At 72.3% G+C, this 15,088-nt stretch carries 14 protein-coding genes; 13 read left to right on the forward strand and 1 reads right to left on the reverse strand.

The genetic code is table 11. From position 1 onward, the window contains the following. Positions 1-166: 166 nt before the first annotated feature. The 6 genes from OG500_RS25180 (at position 167) to ftsH (ending at position 8,672) form a co-directional block, all read left to right on the forward strand. Positions 167-1,528, forward strand: coding sequence for an ammonium transporter (locus OG500_RS25180; RefSeq protein WP_329583586.1), 1,362 nt, complete (start codon positions 167-169; stop codon positions 1,526-1,528). Further along, entirely contained in the window at positions 1,525-1,863 is a 339-nt protein-coding gene (locus OG500_RS25185; RefSeq protein ID WP_327069091.1) for a P-II family nitrogen regulator, read from the forward strand. The genes OG500_RS25180 and OG500_RS25185 overlap by 4 nt, the downstream gene beginning before the upstream one ends. Positions 1,864-1,950: 87 nt before the next feature. After that, positions 1,951-4,398, forward strand: coding sequence for a [protein-PII] uridylyltransferase (locus OG500_RS25190; protein ID WP_329583589.1), 2,448 nt, complete (start codon positions 1,951-1,953; stop codon positions 4,396-4,398). Positions 4,399-4,486: 88 nt separating this feature from the next. After that, entirely contained in the window at positions 4,487-6,055 is a 1,569-nt protein-coding gene (gene ffh, locus OG500_RS25195) for a signal recognition particle protein (RefSeq protein ID WP_327069093.1), read from the forward strand. A gap of 94 nt (positions 6,056-6,149) precedes the next feature. Next, positions 6,150-6,680, forward strand: coding sequence for a GNAT family N-acetyltransferase (locus OG500_RS25200; RefSeq protein WP_327069094.1), 531 nt, complete (start codon positions 6,150-6,152; stop codon positions 6,678-6,680). Between the two features lie 72 nt (positions 6,681-6,752). Continuing rightward, positions 6,753-8,672 (forward strand): ATP-dependent zinc metalloprotease FtsH, encoded by a 1,920-nt coding sequence (ftsH, locus tag OG500_RS25205; RefSeq protein WP_327069095.1) that lies wholly within the window; start codon positions 6,753-6,755, stop codon positions 8,670-8,672. A gap of 27 nt (positions 8,673-8,699) precedes the next feature. On the opposite strand, the gene OG500_RS25210 is transcribed toward ftsH, so the two are convergent. Beyond that, complete coding sequence (locus OG500_RS25210; protein WP_329583594.1) at positions 8,700-9,476, reverse strand: class I SAM-dependent methyltransferase; 777 nt, start codon at positions 9,474-9,476, stop codon at positions 8,700-8,702. A 225-nt stretch (positions 9,477-9,701) separates the two neighbouring features. On the opposite strand from OG500_RS25210, the gene proS reads away from it, so the two are divergent. From proS to rplS, 7 genes are all read left to right on the forward strand, one after another. Then, the gene (proS, locus tag OG500_RS25215; RefSeq protein WP_327069097.1) at positions 9,702-11,114 is read left to right on the forward strand and encodes a proline--tRNA ligase; all 1,413 of its coding nucleotides are present in this window, start codon (positions 9,702-9,704) and stop codon (positions 11,112-11,114) included. A 310-nt stretch (positions 11,115-11,424) separates the two neighbouring features. Then, entirely contained in the window at positions 11,425-12,048 is a 624-nt protein-coding gene (locus OG500_RS25220) for a hypothetical protein (protein WP_442789224.1), read from the forward strand. Between the two features lie 240 nt (positions 12,049-12,288). Beyond that, on the forward strand, positions 12,289-12,726 hold the full coding sequence (rpsP, locus tag OG500_RS25225; RefSeq protein ID WP_329583598.1) for a 30S ribosomal protein S16: 438 nt from the start codon (positions 12,289-12,291) through the stop codon (positions 12,724-12,726). A 2-nt stretch (positions 12,727-12,728) separates the two neighbouring features. Continuing rightward, positions 12,729-12,968: an RNA-binding protein gene (locus OG500_RS25230; protein WP_266293475.1), complete on the forward strand. Its 240-nt coding sequence runs from the start codon at positions 12,729-12,731 to the stop codon at positions 12,966-12,968. Positions 12,969-13,103: 135 nt separating this feature from the next. Further along, positions 13,104-13,652 carry a ribosome maturation factor RimM gene (gene rimM / locus OG500_RS25235; protein WP_329583601.1) on the forward strand — a complete coding sequence of 183 codons (549 nt, stop codon included), beginning with the start codon at positions 13,104-13,106 and terminating at the stop codon, positions 13,650-13,652. 53 nt (positions 13,653-13,705) lie between these two features. Further along, positions 13,706-14,524: a tRNA (guanosine(37)-N1)-methyltransferase TrmD gene (gene trmD / locus OG500_RS25240; RefSeq protein WP_327071682.1), complete on the forward strand. Its 819-nt coding sequence runs from the start codon at positions 13,706-13,708 to the stop codon at positions 14,522-14,524. Positions 14,525-14,690: 166 nt separating this feature from the next. Continuing rightward, positions 14,691-15,041, forward strand: coding sequence for a 50S ribosomal protein L19 (gene rplS, locus OG500_RS25245; RefSeq protein ID WP_327069102.1), 351 nt, complete (start codon positions 14,691-14,693; stop codon positions 15,039-15,041). The last annotated feature ends 47 nt before the right edge of the window (positions 15,042-15,088 follow it).

The following is a 15,088-nucleotide window of genomic DNA, read 5'->3' on the forward strand; positions in this document are numbered from 1 at the left end:
TAGTTCACGTACCCGTAACCGGTGCGTCGACCGCTTCACGACGGCGAAACACCGAGCCGCACTGGCCGAAACCCGTCTTCGGCACTCTCCTGTCCATCGCCGACACCCCGGGTGGCACGGGACAGGATCCCGAGGGTGGCGCGGCGGACACCTGGAGGAGACGCCGATGCCGGACGGCTTCAGCGGGGGCGATACCGCCTTCGTGCTCATCAGTGCGGCCCTGGTCATGTTGATGACCCCGGGCCTGGCCTTCTTCTACGGAGGCATGGTCAGGGTCAAGAGCACCCTCAACATGCTGGTCATGAGCTTCATCTCGCTGGCGATCGTCAGCGTGCTCTGGGTGCTCTACGGCTACACCCTCAGCTTCGGCAACGACTCCTTCCACGGTCTGATCGGCAATCTCGACCACCTCGGCATGCGTGGCATCGGGATGAACGACCTGAACGGCTCGATCCCGGTCACCGCCTTCGCCGCGTTCCAGCTGATGTTCGCGGTGATCACCCCGGCGCTGATCAGCGGTGCGATCGCGGACCGGGCCAAGTTCACGGCCTGGTCGCTCTTCGTGGCCCTGTGGGTCACCGTCGTCTACTTCCCGGTCGCGCACTGGGTCTTCTACACCGACAACGGCCACGGCGGCTGGCTGGTCGACCACCTGGGCGTGATCGACTTCGCCGGCGGCACCGCCGTGCACATCAACGCCGGGGTCGCGGGCCTGGCCCTGTGCCTGGTGCTGGGCAAGCGGGTCGGCTTCAAGAAGGACCCGATGCGCCCGCACAGCCTGCCGCTGGTGATGCTCGGCTCCGGGCTGCTCTGGTTCGGCTGGTTCGGCTTCAACGCCGGTTCGGCGCTGGCCGCCAACGGCGTGGCCGGCATGGCCTTCATGAACACCCAGGTCGCCACCGCCGCCGCGATGCTCGGCTGGCTGGCCTACGAGAAGCTGCGGCACGGCGCCTTCACCTCGCTCGGCGCCGCCTCCGGCGCGGTGGCCGGCCTGGTGGCCATCACCCCCGCCTGCGGCTCGGTCTCGATGCTCGGGGCACTGGCGATCGGCCTGATCGCCGGCGCGGTCTGCGCCGCCGCGATCAGCCTCAAGTACAAGCTGGGCTTCGACGACTCGCTCGACGTGGTGGGTGTGCACGCGGTGGGCGGTGCGATCGGCTCGGTGCTGATCGGCCTGTTCGCCACCGGGCACGTCGGCCAGAGCGCCCGGGGCCTCTTCTACGGCGGCGGCTGGGGGCAGTTGGGCAAGCAGGTGCTGGGCGTCCTGGTGGTCGCGGGCTACTCCTTCGTGCTCTCCTGGCTGCTCGGCCAGGCGATTCAGAGGACGATCGGCTTCCGGGTCGCCGAGGAGGTCGAGGTGGCCGGCATCGACCAGGCCGAACACGCCGAGACCGCCTACGACTTCAGCGCGGTGGGGGCCAGCCTGGCCCGGGCGCTGGGCGGCTCCGCGACAGCGGCGGCCAAGCCCGGCGCCGCCGAGCCCGCTGGACCCAGGACCACGCACAAGACCGGAGTGGACGCCCGATGAAGCTGATCACCGCCGTCGTCAAGCCCCACCAGCTGGAGCCGGTCAAGGACGCGCTGCAGGCCTTCGGCGTCCAGGGCCTGACCGTCACCGAGGCCAGCGGCTACGGCCGCCAGCGCGGCCACACCGAGGTCTACCGGGGCGCCGAGTACACCGTCGACCTGGTCCCGAAGATCCGGATAGAGGTGCTGGTCGCCGACGACGACGCCGAGGACGTGATCGAGGTCCTGCTCAAGGCCGCCCGCACCGGACGGATCGGGGACGGCAAGGTCTGGAGCGTCCCGGTCGACACCGTGGTCCGGGTGCGGACCGGCGAGCGCGGACCCGACGCCCTGTGAATCACCCAGTCTGACATCACCTCACCGGACGGACCCGCAGCGGAGAGCACCCACCGCGGGTCCGTTCCCGCTCGGTCGGGAGCCGCCATGACCGTCGTTGACCCGCTCGAACCCGTGGACTACCAGGCCGCCCGGGCCGACCTGTTCGCCGACCCCGCACTGACCGGCCGCGAACGGCGCACCGCGCTGGCCGCGTTGACGGACCGCTGGCTGACCGGCCTGCTCGCGGCGGCCGGCGGTGGCGCGGACGGCGTCGCCCTGGTCGCGGTCGGCGGCTACGGCCGCGGCGAACTCTCCCCGCGCAGCGATCTGGACGTGCTGCTGCTGCACGACGGCGCCCCGGTCGGCGCGCTCGCCGACCGGCTCTGGTACCCGGTCTGGGACAGCGGTGTGGGCCTGGACCACTCGGTGCGCAAGCCCGCCGAGGCCCGTGCGGTGGCCGCCGCCGACCTGAAGGCGCAGCTGGGCCTGCTGGACGCCCGGCACCTGGCCGGCGACGCCGAGCTGACCGCCGCGCTGCGCTCGGCGGTGCTGGCCGACTGGCGGGAGCGGGCCGCCGAGCGGCTGCCCGAGCTGCGTGAACTCGGGCGGGAACGGGCCGAGCGCCACGGCGAGTTGGCCTACCGGCTGGAGCCCGACCTGAAGGAGGCCAGGGGCGGCCTGCGGGACGTGGTGGCGCTGGACGCGATCGCCGCCTCCTGGCTGGCCGACGCGCCGCGACAGGGCCTGGACGCCGCCCAGCGCAGGCTCAGCGACGTCCGTGACGCGCTGCACCTGGCCACCGGGCGGGCCACCGAGCGGCTCGCGCTCCAGGAGCAGGACCAGGTGGCCGCCGCGCTCGGCGTGCTGGATGCGGACACCCTGCTGCGCGAGGTCTACCAGGCTGCCCGCACCATCGCCTACGCCGGCGACGTGACCTGGCGCGCGGTGGACCGGCTGCTGGCCGCCCGCCGCTCCCGCGGCCGGCGGCCGTTCCGCTTCGGCCGCGCCGCCGCCCGCGGGGCCGACGCGCTGTCCCGCGGGAGCGCGGCGCGGCGCCCGCTGGCCGAGGGCGTGGTCGAGCAGGACGGCGAGGCGGTGCTCGCCCAGGGCGCCCGCCCGGCCACCGACCCGGTGCTGCCGCTGCGCGCGGCGGCAGCCGCCGCCCAGGCCGGCCTGGTGGTCGGCTACGCCACGGTGCGCCGGCTCGCCGCCGAGACCAAGGCGCTGCCGGTGCCCTGGCCCGACGAGGCGCGCGAACAGCTGATCACCCTGCTCGGCGCGGGCGAGGCCTGCCTGCCGGTCTGGGAGGCGCTGGAGGCCGAGGGGCTGATCACCAGACTGCTGCCGGACTGGGAGCGGGTGCGCTGCCGTCCGCAGCGCAACGCGGTGCACACCTGGACCGTGGACCGGCACCTGATCGAGACGGCGGTGCGGGCCGCCGCGCTGACCCGCCGGGTGGCCCGCCCGGACCTGCTGCTGGTCGCCGCCCTGCTGCACGACCTCGGCAAGGGCTGGCCGGGGGACCACTCGGTGGCCGGCGAGGTGATCGTGCGCGACGTGGCCGCCCGGATGGGCTTCGGCGAGGCGGACGTGGCGAGCCTGGCGCTGCTGGTGCGCCACCACCTGACGCTGGTGGAGACCGCCACCCGGCGCGACCTGGGCGACCCGGCGACCGTGGAGCTGATCGCCAAGACGGTGGGCACCACCGAGCACCTGGAGCTGCTGCACGCGTTGACCGAGGCGGACGCCCTCGCCACCGGACCGGCCGCCTGGAGCGCGTGGCGGGCCTCGCTGGTGGCCACCCTGGCCGACCGGGTGGCGGGCGTGCTGGCGGGGGAGGAGCCGGCGTCGCCGCAGGGCGAGGCCGGCGGCGCCACCGTGGCGCAGGAGCGGCTGGCGGTGGAGGCGGCGCGCACCGGTGAGCCGGCCCTGGCGATGCTCCCCTCCGCGGCCGCGGTGCCGTCCGAGGAGGCCACCGGGCAGGGCGAGCCGACCGGTGCGGAGCTGACGCTGGCCATCGTGGACCGGCCGGGGCTGCTCGGCACGGTCTCCGGGGTGCTGGCGCTCAACCGCCTCACCGTCCGCACGCTGACCCTGCGCGAGCTGGACCCGATCGGCGCGGGCCCGGTGCTGCTGCTCTCCTGGCGGGTGGCCGCCGAGTTCGGCGAGCTGCCCGAGGCCGCCCGGCTGCGGGCCGACCTGCGCCGCGCCCTGGACGGCTCGCTGGACCCCGGACGCCGGCTGGCCGAGCGGGACGCGGCGGTGCCCCGTCGGCGCGGCAGCAGCGTGCCGCCGCCCACGGTCACGGTGGCGCCCGGCGGCGTCTCGGCCACCGCCACCGTCCTGGAGGTGCGCGCGCACGACGCCCCCGGCCTGCTGCACCGGATCGGCCGGGCGCTGGACGAGGCGGGCGTGCGGGTGCGCACCGCCCACGTCAGCACCCTCGGTGCGGACGCGGTGGACGCCTTCTACCTCACCGACGCGGCCGGTGCCCGACTGACCGGGGCCGCCGCCGAGGCGGTGGCCGAGCAGGTGCGCGGAGCACTGCGCTGACCGGGTGGGGCCGGTGGCCGGGGTGTCCGGATACCCTGGTGGGCGACGACCGTACTCATACCGATGCCGCAAGGGACCCGCGACCGACGTGTTCGACACTCTTTCCGACCGCCTCGCAGCGACGTTCAAGAACCTCCGGGGCAAGGGCCGCCTCAGTGAGGCGGACATCGACGCCACCGCCCGCGAGATCCGGATCGCCCTGCTGGAGGCGGACGTCGCGCTCCCGGTGGTCCGGGCTTTCATCAAGCAGATCAAGGACCGGGCGCTCGGCGTCGAGGTCTCCGGGGCGCTGAACCCGGCGCAGCAGATCATCAAGATCGTCAACGAGGAGCTCATCAGCATCCTCGGTGGCGAGACCCGCCGCCTGCAGTACGCCAAGACCGGCCCCACCGTGATCATGCTGGCGGGTCTGCAGGGCGCCGGTAAGACCACGCTGGCCGGCAAGCTCGGCCACTGGCTGAAGCAGCAGAAGCACACCCCGCTGCTGGTCGCCTGCGACCTGCAGCGCCCCAACGCGGTCACCCAGCTGAACGTGGTGGCCGACCGGGCCGGTGTCGCCTTCTACGGCCCCGAGCCGGGCAACGGCGTGGGCGACCCGGTCAAGGTGGCCTCGGACGCGATCGAGTACGCCAAGCAGAAGCAGTACGACGTCGTCATCGTCGACACCGCCGGTCGCCTGGGCATCGACGCCGAGCTGATGCAGCAGGCCGCCGACATCCGGGCCGCGGTCAACCCGGACGAGGTCCTGTTCGTCGTCGACGCGATGATCGGCCAGGACGCGGTCACCACCGCGCAGGCCTTCCTCGAGGGCGTCGACTTCACCGGCGTGGTGCTCTCCAAGCTGGACGGCGACGCCCGTGGTGGTGCCGCGCTCTCGGTGGCGCACATCACCGGCCGGCAGATCATGTTCGCCTCCAACGGTGAGAAGGTCGACGACTTCGACGCCTTCCACCCGGACCGGATGGCCTCGCGCATCCTGGGCATGGGCGACGTCCTGTCGCTGATCGAGAAGGCCGAGCAGACCTTCTCGCAGGCCGAGGCCGAGAAGATGGCCGCCAAGCTGCAGGGCGGCGGCAAGGACTTCACGCTGGACGACTTCCTGTCGCAGCTGGAGCAGGTCCAGAAGATGGGCTCGATCTCCAAGCTGCTCGGGATGCTCCCCGGCATGGGCCAGATCCGCGAGCAGATCAACAACATCGACGACAAGGACGTCAACCGCGTCGGCGCGATCATCAAGTCGATGACCCCGGCCGAGCGGACCGACCCGAAGATCATCAACGGCTCGCGCCGGCTGCGCATCGCCAAGGGTTCGGGCGTCGGTGTCGGCGAGGTCAACAACCTGGTCGAGCGCTTCTTCGAGGCCCGCAAGATGATGACCGCGATGGCCTCGGGCAAGGGCATCCCGGGCATGCCGGGGATCCCGGGCATGGGCGGCGGCGGCAAGAAGTCGGGCAAGAAGGCGCCGGTCGCCAAGGGCAAGCGCAAGAGCGGCAACCCGCTCAAGCGGGCCCAGGAGGAGGCCGCCGCCGCCGAGCGCCGGGCGCTGGGCCCGGGCGCGGGGCAGCAGGCCGGCGCCGACGGCGGTGCGTTCGGGATCGGTGCGGGCAAGGGCCCGGCCGACTTCGAGCTGCCCAAGGAGTTCAAGGACCTGCTCTGATGCTCGTCCGACCTGCGCTGAGCAGGTGATCGCCGTACGGCCCGCCGCCTTCGTCATGAGGTGGCGGGCCGTACGCGTGCCCGATGATGTTGCGATGAGCCGAGTGACCATCCGTGCCCCCAGATCGACCGACACCGGTCCGTACGCCGCCGCGGTGCTGCGATCGGCCGAGCACATCAGGCCGTGGAACCCGGTCGAGCCGGACGGCCTGCCGGACCTGCTGCAGCGTCAGGGTCCCGGGCTGCGCAGCTACCTGATCGTCGACCGGGTGGACGCCGGGCTGGTCGGCAAGTGCAACGTGTCCAACATCGTGATGGGCCGGTTCTGCAACGCCGCCCTCGGCTACGACAGTTACCTGCCCTACGCGGGCACCGGGCGGATGACCGAGGGCATGCGGCTGGTGGTGGACCGCTGCTTCGCCGACCAGGTGGCCGGCGGTCTGGGCCTGCACCGCCTGGAGATCAACGTGCAGCCGGAGAACGAGCGTTCGATCGCACTGGCCCGCCGGCTGGGCTTCCGGCACGAGGGGTTCACTCCGCGGATGCTCTTCCTCGCCGGCGCCTGGCGCGACCACGAGCGGTTCGCCCTGACGGCCGAGGAGTGGCCGCCGCGGGGGGTCTCATGAGCACTCCGGGGTAGACCGGCGCGGCGGCGTTGCTGGTGGATTGTCCGGTTTTCGGCCCGTATGGTCCGGACTGTGACCGAACCCGTGCCGCCCCGCCAGAGTCCCGACCAGCCCTGGCGTTCCGAGGGTGCGCCGCCTCCGCCGCCGCCGACCCCGCCGCGCCGCAAGATGCCCGGCGGCTGGATCGGACTGATCCTCACCGCCCTGGTGGTCTTCCTGATCAGCGATCTGCTGCTGAGCTTCTTCGGCAACGGCGGCGGCACCACCGTCTCCTACACCGAGTTCAACAACGAGCTGAACAAGGGCAACATCGCCAAGATCTACTCCAAGGGCGACGCGATCGAGGGCACCCTGAAGGCGTCCGCGCCCAAGCCGGACGGCGGCAAGGGCAGCTACACGGAGTTCACCACCCAGCGGCCCTCGTTCGCCAACGACAACCTCTACAGCACCCTGCTCACCCAGGGCGTCGAGGTCACCGCAGAACCGGTCGTGCAGCAGCGCAGCTTCCTGGCCAACCTGCTGATCTCGCTGGCCCCGATGCTGCTGCTGATCGTCGTCTGGGTGCTGCTGGCCCGCCGGATGGCCGGCGGGCCGGGCGGTGGGCCGCTGGGCCGCAAGGCCCCGCCCAAGCCGGTCACCCCCGAGGAGGGCAAGCGCACCACCTTCGCCGACGTGGCCGGCATCGACGAGGTCAAGGCGGAGCTGACCGAGGTGGTGGACTTCCTGAAGAACCCGGGCGCCTACCGCAAGCTGGGCGCCAAGATGCCCGGCGGCGTCCTGCTGGCCGGCCCGCCGGGCACCGGCAAGACGCTGCTCGCCCGGGCGGTGGCCGGCGAGGCCGGGGTGCCGTTCTTCTCCGCCTCGGCCTCGGAGTTCATCGAGATGATCGTCGGGGTCGGCGCCAGCCGGGTGCGCGAACTCTTCGCCGAGGCCCGCAAGGTGGCCCCGGCGATCATCTTCATCGACGAGATCGACACCATCGGGCGCAAGCGCGGCGGCGGCAACACGATGGGCGGCCACGACGAGCGCGAGCAGACGCTCAACCAGATCCTCACCGAGATGGACGGCTTCTCCGGCTCCGAGGGCGTCGTGGTGCTGGCCGCCACCAACCGGGCCGACGTGCTCGACCCCGCGCTGCTGCGCCCCGGGCGGTTCGACCGGGTGGTCAACGTCAGCCCGCCCGACCGCGACGGCCGCACCGCGATCCTGGCCATCCACGCCCGCGAGGTGCCGCTCGCCCAGGGCACCAGCCTGGCCGAGGTCGCCAAGAGCACCCCGGGGATGACCGGCGCCGAACTCGCCAACCTGGTCAACGAGGCGGCCCTGCTGGCGGTCAGGCGCCGGCGGCCCAGCGTGGACCAGCGGGACCTCTCCGAGGCACTGGAGAAGGTCCAACTGGGCGCCGTGCGGCCGCTGGTGATGCCCGACGCGGACCGCAGGCGGACCGCGTACCACGAGAGCGGCCACGCGCTGCTCGGCATGCTGCAGCCCGGCGCCGACCCGGTCCGCAAGGTCACCATCGTGCCGCGCGGCCGGGCGCTGGGTGTCACCATGTCCACCCCGGAGGCCGACCGCTACTCCTACACCGAGCAGTACCTGCGCGGCCGGATCATCGGTGCGCTCGGCGGGATGGCCGCCGAGCAGGTGGTCTACGGGCTGATCACCACCGGCGCGGAGAGCGACCTGGAGCAGGTCACCAACATCGCCCGCGGGATGGCCGGCCGCTGGGGCATGAGCGAGCGGGTCGGGCGGCTGACCGCGATCCCCGACGACAGCCAGGGCGCCTACGGCCTGTCCGCCGCGCCCAGCACGCTGGACCTCGTCGACCACGAGGCCCGGCGGATCGTCGCCGAGTGCTACGAGGAGGCACTGGCCACCCTGAACGAGCACCGCCCCCGGCTCGACGCGCTGGCCGCGGCCCTGCTGGAGCACGAGACGCTGGACGAGGAGGCCGCCTACCGGGCCGCCGGGATTGCGCGGGATTCCGCCTGAGGCTGCGTGAGGTCGCAGCGGACCGCGTCAGGTCCGCTCGGCCAGCACGTAGCGGAACCCGTTGGCCATCCGGACGGTGTCGTCCGCCCGGGTGAACGGGTGCAGCGCCTCGGCGACCTCCTTGGTCACCGGTGCCTCGCCCGCGTAGGCCACCGCCGCGTCGAACCAGCCGGTGGCCAGCAGCCCGCGCACGGCGCTGTCCAGGTCCGGATAGCCGAACGGGCAGCTCACCCGCCCGCTGGCCACCACGCGCAGCCCCGCCCCGGCGGCCAGTGCGGCCAGCTCGCCGGCCCCGCCGAGCCGCAGCGGGTCGGGCGCCCGGCGCGGTCCGCTGCGCCGGCGGGCCACCTCCAGCACGGCCGCGCTCTGGCAGTCCCGGGCCGGCCCGAAGCCGGCCAGCGCCACCAGCCCGCCGGGCAGCACCAGGCGAGCGGCCTCCCGGGCCACCCGGTGCGGCTCCTCGGCCATCCGCAGCGGTTCGAAGACGGTGACCACGCGGTGGGCCGGGCTGCTCCCCGGGCTCCCGGCCGCCACCGCCAGCCGGCGGGCCCGGGCCAGCTCGCGCAGCTCCGGGTCCGGTTCCAGGCCCGCGACCTGGGCCCCGCGCCCGGCCGCCAGCAGCAGCGCGAGGCCGGAGCGGCAGCCCAGGTCGAGCAGGCTGGTCCCGGGGCCGACGGCCGCACGCTCGTGCACCGCCTCGTAGAGCGGCACCAGCGTGCGCTCCTGGATCTCGGCCCAGTCGCGCGCCCGTGAGGCGGGCCGCGGGCGGGGCGGTGCGGGTGCCGTGCCGTGCGCTGAAGCCATCGGGTGGCCTCCCAATCAGGTCCGGTCCAACGAGCTGCGGATGCTCCCCCCACGGTTCGTCCCGACTCCAGCGAAGCGCGGCGCGGGCGCGGCGTCCAGAGGAGCACGCCGGAGCATCGCCGTTCGGCGGGCGTGCGCCCCCTGGGGGTGCTCCGGCTCCCGCTCCCGGCCGTGCGGATGGAATCGATTCACACTCCGTCCGTCCCACGCCGTACCATTCGCCCCATGGCAAAGGCTCCCGTTCTCACCCCCCAGGCGGACGACTTTCCGCGCTGGTACCAGGATCTGATCAACAAGGCCGAACTGGCCGACAACGGTCCGGTGCGCGGCACCATGGTCATCCGACCGTATGCGTACGCGCTGTGGGAGCGGATGCAGCAGGACCTGGACGCGCGGATCAAGAAGGCCGGTGCGCAGAACGCGTACTTCCCGCTCTTCATCCCGCAGTCCTACCTGACCAAGGAGGCCGAGCACGTCGAGGGCTTCGCCCCCGAGCTCGCAGTTGTCACCCACGGCGGCGGCAAGGACCTCGAGGAGCCGGTCGTGGTCCGGCCCACCTCCGAGACCATCATCAACGAGTACTTCTCCAAGTGGGTGCAGAGCCACCGCGACCTGCCGCTGCTGATCAACCAGTGGGCCAACGTGGTCCGTTGGGAGCTGCGCCCGCGAGTCTTCCTGCGCACCACCGAGTTCCTCTGGCAGGAGGGCCACACCGCCCACGCCACCTACGAGGACGCCCGCGCGTACGCGTCGATGATCCACACCCAGGTCTACGGCGACTTCATGACCAACGTGCTCGGCATCGACGTGGTGCTCGGCCGCAAGACCGTCAAGGAGCGCTTCGCCGGCGCCATCAACACCCTCACCCTCGAGGCGATGATGGGCGACGGCAAGGCGCTGCAGATGGGCACCGCGCACGAGCTGGGCCAGAACTTCGCCAAGGCCTTCAACACGACCTACCAGCTGCAGGGCGCCGAGCGCGAGCACGTCTGGCAGACCTCCTGGGGTGTCACCACCCGCATGGTCGGCGGCCTGATCATGTCGCACGGCGACGACAACGGCCTGCGGGTCCCGCCGCGGCTGGCGGCCGTGCAGGCCGTCGTGCTCGCCATCAAGGGCGACGACGCGGTGATCGCCAAGGTCCGCGAGATCGGCGCCACCCTGGAGGCGGCGGGCGTGCGCGTGGTGGTCGACGACCGCACCGACACCCCGTTCGGCCGCCGCGCGGTGGACTGGGAGCTCAAGGGCGTCCCGCTGCGCATCGAGGTCGGCCCGCGCGACCTGGAGAACGGCACCGCGATGCTGGCCCGCCGCATCCCCGGCGGCAAGGAGCCGGTCTCCATCGACGCGCTGGCCGCGCTGGTGCCCGGGATCCTGGAGGAGGACCAGGCGCTGCTGCTGCGCCAGTCCCGCGAGCGCCGCGAGTCCCGCACGGTGGACGTCAAGACCATCGACGAGTGCGTCGAGGCCGCCGCCACCGGCTGGGGCCGGATCTCCTGGGCCGACCTCGGCCCGGAGGGCGAGACGAAGCTCGCCGAGCAGGGTGTCTCGGTCCGCTGCCTGGTCGCCGCCGACGGTTCGGTCCCGGACTCGTACGACCAGGAAGGCAACCTCGCGATTGTCGCGCGGGCCTACTGATTTAGGCGCGCTGTTTCACCGGCTGAGTAACCAGTGGGTGACGGCGTCTCGCCTACTGGCCGGTCAACTCCCAGTGCGGGCGAACTAGCGGTACGGTGTACGGCCCGTGGCCCTGTCAAAAACACGTACAGGGCCCGGGCCGGACAACTCGGCGCGGCGCTCTGCCGTGCCCGGGAATCGGGCGACCCGGCGAGGAACGACGGGTGCAGACACCGAGGGGGTTGGTCTTGCGTCAGATTTCGAACGCTCAACACGGGCATTGTTACGCCCAGCTGAGAGTTCTCCGGGAATTCCTGGTGAGTGCTCAAGAATGGAACGTCGGAACCGACTCCCTCGTTGGCATAGCGTGAGCACGACACAGCCTCTCGTCCTCGCGGCCGAACTGGCCGCCGCCTGGAGCGACATCCAGGCCCACCATCACGACCTCCCCGATCTCGCCTCGCCCGAGGCACTGATCGGCGAGTCGTCCTCGGCCTGCGGCACCCGGCTCGGTTTCGAGCGGTTGCTGCACGAGGCCGCCCACGGACTGGCCGCCGCCCGCGAGATCCGGGACACCTCCCGGGCCGGGCGCTACCACAACCGTCGATTCCTTCTGCTCGCCTCCGAGTTGGGGCTGGCGCACCCGGTCGAACCGCATGCCAGCAGCGGCTTCTCCCAGGTGACCATGCTCGCCGAGACCCAGGAGCGGTACGCCGCGACCATCGAGCGGCTGGAGCTCGCCCTCGGCGCCCACCAGCAGGCGGTGGCCGGGACGCCCGACGGCGGAGTGCTGCGCGCGTTCCGCGGCCCGGCGGCCCGGCACGGCTCCTCCGGTGGCGGCGTGCGGGTCAAGGCCGTCTGCGGCTGCGGCCGCAACGTCCGGGTGGTGCCGTCGGTGCTGGCCCAGGCCTCGATCGTGTGCGGCGCCTGTCAGCAGCCGTTCAAGATCGCCTGATCGCGTACGCCCTCCGGCCGGGCCCGGCCCGCGGTCTGTGCCGCGTCACGCACAGCCCGTGGTCGGGTTCCGCCCCCGGTCGGGCGGCTGTGCGTGATGTGGCACAATCGATAGCTGATACCCGGCAGCCAACAGGAACCCTCTCGCCTACGGCTGGCGTGTCATTCGAACGACCGACCCCGCAACCCCACGCGGGAGCGCGGTCGCTCACCCACGTCAACTCCAGGAGAATCCACTCCCGTGGCAGTCAAGATCAAGCTCAAGCGTCTCGGCAAGATTCGCGCCCCGCACTACCGCATCGTCATCGCCGACTCGCGCACCAAGCGTGACGGTCGCGCGATCGAGGAGATCGGCATCTACCAGCCGACCTACAACCCCTCGAAGATCGAGGTCGACAGCGACCGCGCCCAGTACTGGCTGTCCGTCGGCGCCCAGCCGACCGAGCCGGTGCTCGCCATCCTCAAGCTGACCGGTGACTGGCAGAAGTTCAAGGGCCTGCCCGCCCCGGCCCCGCTGCTGGTCGCCGAGCCCAAGGTCGAGGACTTCTCGCACCTGTTCGCGAAGGCCGTCGCCGGCTTCGAGGACGCCACCACCGGTGTTGCCATCACCCCGAAGGCCAAGAAGTCGGACAAGGCCGAGGCTGACGCCGACGCCGACGCCGCTTCCACCGAGGCCTGAGCGTGATCGAGGACGCCCTCGATCACCTGGTGAAGGGCATTGTCGAGCACCCCGAGGACGTTCAGGTGCGCTCGCGCAATCTGCGTCGGGGCAACACCATCGAGGTGCGAGTGCACCCCGATGACCTCGGCAAGGTGATCGGCCGTGGCGGCCGCACCGCGCGTGCGCTGCGCACCGTGGTCGGCGCGCTCGGCGGTCGCAACGTCCGGGTCGACCTGGTCGACGTGGACAACATCCGCTGACGGTCACCGTCGCCTGAGATCCGGCCGGGACGCTCCACGCGTCCCGGCCGGATCTCTTTTCCCATCCCCGTACCTTCTTAAGCGAGCCCGCCCCGGCGGCTCGTACCCGTAGTAGCTAGCGCTCAGGAGTGCACCGTGCAGCTCGTCGTCGGCCGGATCGGCCGCGCCCACGGCATCAGGGGGGACGTCTTCGTCGAGGTCCGCACCGACGAACCCGAGCTGCGGCTCGGGCCCGGCGCGGTCCTGCTCACCGACCCCGCCACCGTGGGCCCGCTGACCGTGGAGTCCGGCAAGGTGCACAGCGGTCGGCTGCTGATCCGCTTCGCCGGCGTCAAGGACCGCACCGACGCCGAGGCGCTGCGCGGGACCATGCTGATCGCCGAGGTCGACCCGGAGGAGCGGCCGGAGGAGGAGGACGAGTACTACGACCACCAGCTGATCGGCCTGGACGTGGTGCTGCTGGACGGCACCCCGGTCGGCGAGCTGACCGAGGTGGTCCACCTGCCCTACCAGGACCTGCTGACGGTCACCAGGCCGGACGGCACCGAGGTGCTGATCCCGTTCGTCAGCAAGATCGTGCCGACCATCGACCTGGAGAACCAGCGGGCCGTCATCGACCCGCCCGGCGGGCTGATCGACGGCGAGGGGGCCGAGGTGGCCGGCGGACCGGAGGGCGACCGATGACGGCCGCCGACGGGGTCGAGGAGCCCGTGGCCGTGGCCGAGGAGCCGCACGGCATGCGGATCGACGTCGTCACGATCTTCCCCGAGTACCTGGAGCCGCTGAACGTCTCGCTGGTCGGCAAGGCCCGCGCGCGCGGTCAGCTGGACGTGCACCTGCACGACCTGCGCTCCTGGACCCACGACGTGCACCGGACCGTGGACGACACCCCGTACGGCGGCGGCCCCGGCATGGTGATGAAGCCCGAGCCGTGGGGCGAGGCGCTGGACGCGGTCTGCGCCGCCGGGCCGGCCGGGCAGCTGCCGACGCTGGTGGTGCCCACCCCGAGCGGTGTGCCGTTCACCCAGGAGCTGGCCCAGGAGCTGGCCGCCCGACCGTGGCTGGCCTTCGCCCCGGCGCGCTACGAGGGCATCGACCGGCGGGTGATCGAGGAGGCCGCCACCCGGATGCCGGTGGTCGAGGCCTCGATCGGCGACTACGTGCTGGCCGGCGGCGAGGTCGCCGTGCTCGTGATGGTCGAGGCGATCGCCCGGCTGCTGCCCGGCGTGCTCGGCAACGCCGAGTCGCACCGCGACGACTCCTTCGCCCCCGGCGCGATGGCCGACCTGCTGGAGGGCCCGGTCTACACCAAGCCCGCCGAGTGGCGCGGCCGGGCGGTGCCGGAGGTGCTGCTCAGCGGCAACCACGGCAAGATCGCCCGCTGGCGGCGCGAGCAGGCTTTCACCCGCACGCTGGCCAATCGCCCCGATCTGGTGGGGCGCTGGCGCCTTTCCTCCTTCGACAAGAAGGAGCGCGAGGCGCTGAGCGTGCTCGGGCTCGGCTGGGACGAGGAGCGCGGCCGATTTCTCCGAGTAGCCGAGGCTGTGGAAGAATAGGCCGCTGTTGTCTGTCGCCGGGCTCTTCACAGGTCTTATCGACCAGGAGAGCCGGTGGTCCTGCGCCCCCGCCACGGGGGGATCGCTATGGCCGAGGCGACCCGCAACCCATCCCATTGTCACGAATTTCCGTGGGCGGCCCGTGGCGCCCGCGATGGAGAGCATCATGAGCAACAAGCTCGCTGCTGTCGACGCGGCCTCGCTGCGTACCGACATTCCGGCCTTCCGCGCCGGTGACACCCTGAAGGTTCACGTCCGGGTCATCGAGGGCAACCGCTCCCGTGTCCAGGTCTTCCAGGGCGTTGTGATCCGCCGCCACGGCGCGGGCATCGGTGAGACCTTCACCGTCCGCAAGGTGAGCTTCAACGTCGGCGTGGAGCGCACCTTCCCGGTGCACACCCCGGTCGTCGAGAAGATCGAGGTCGTCACCCGCGGTGACGTCCGTCGCGCCAAGCTGTACTACCTCCGTGACCTGCGCGGCAAGGCCGCGAAGATCAAGGAGAAGCGCGACCGCTGAGTCGCTGCCCCCGGCGCGAGTCGGGGGTGCGGCACGCTCAGGCTGGG

Source organism: Kitasatospora sp. NBC_01250 (genome assembly GCF_036226465.1).
Classification (GTDB): Bacteria; Actinomycetota; Actinomycetes; order Streptomycetales; family Streptomycetaceae; genus Kitasatospora.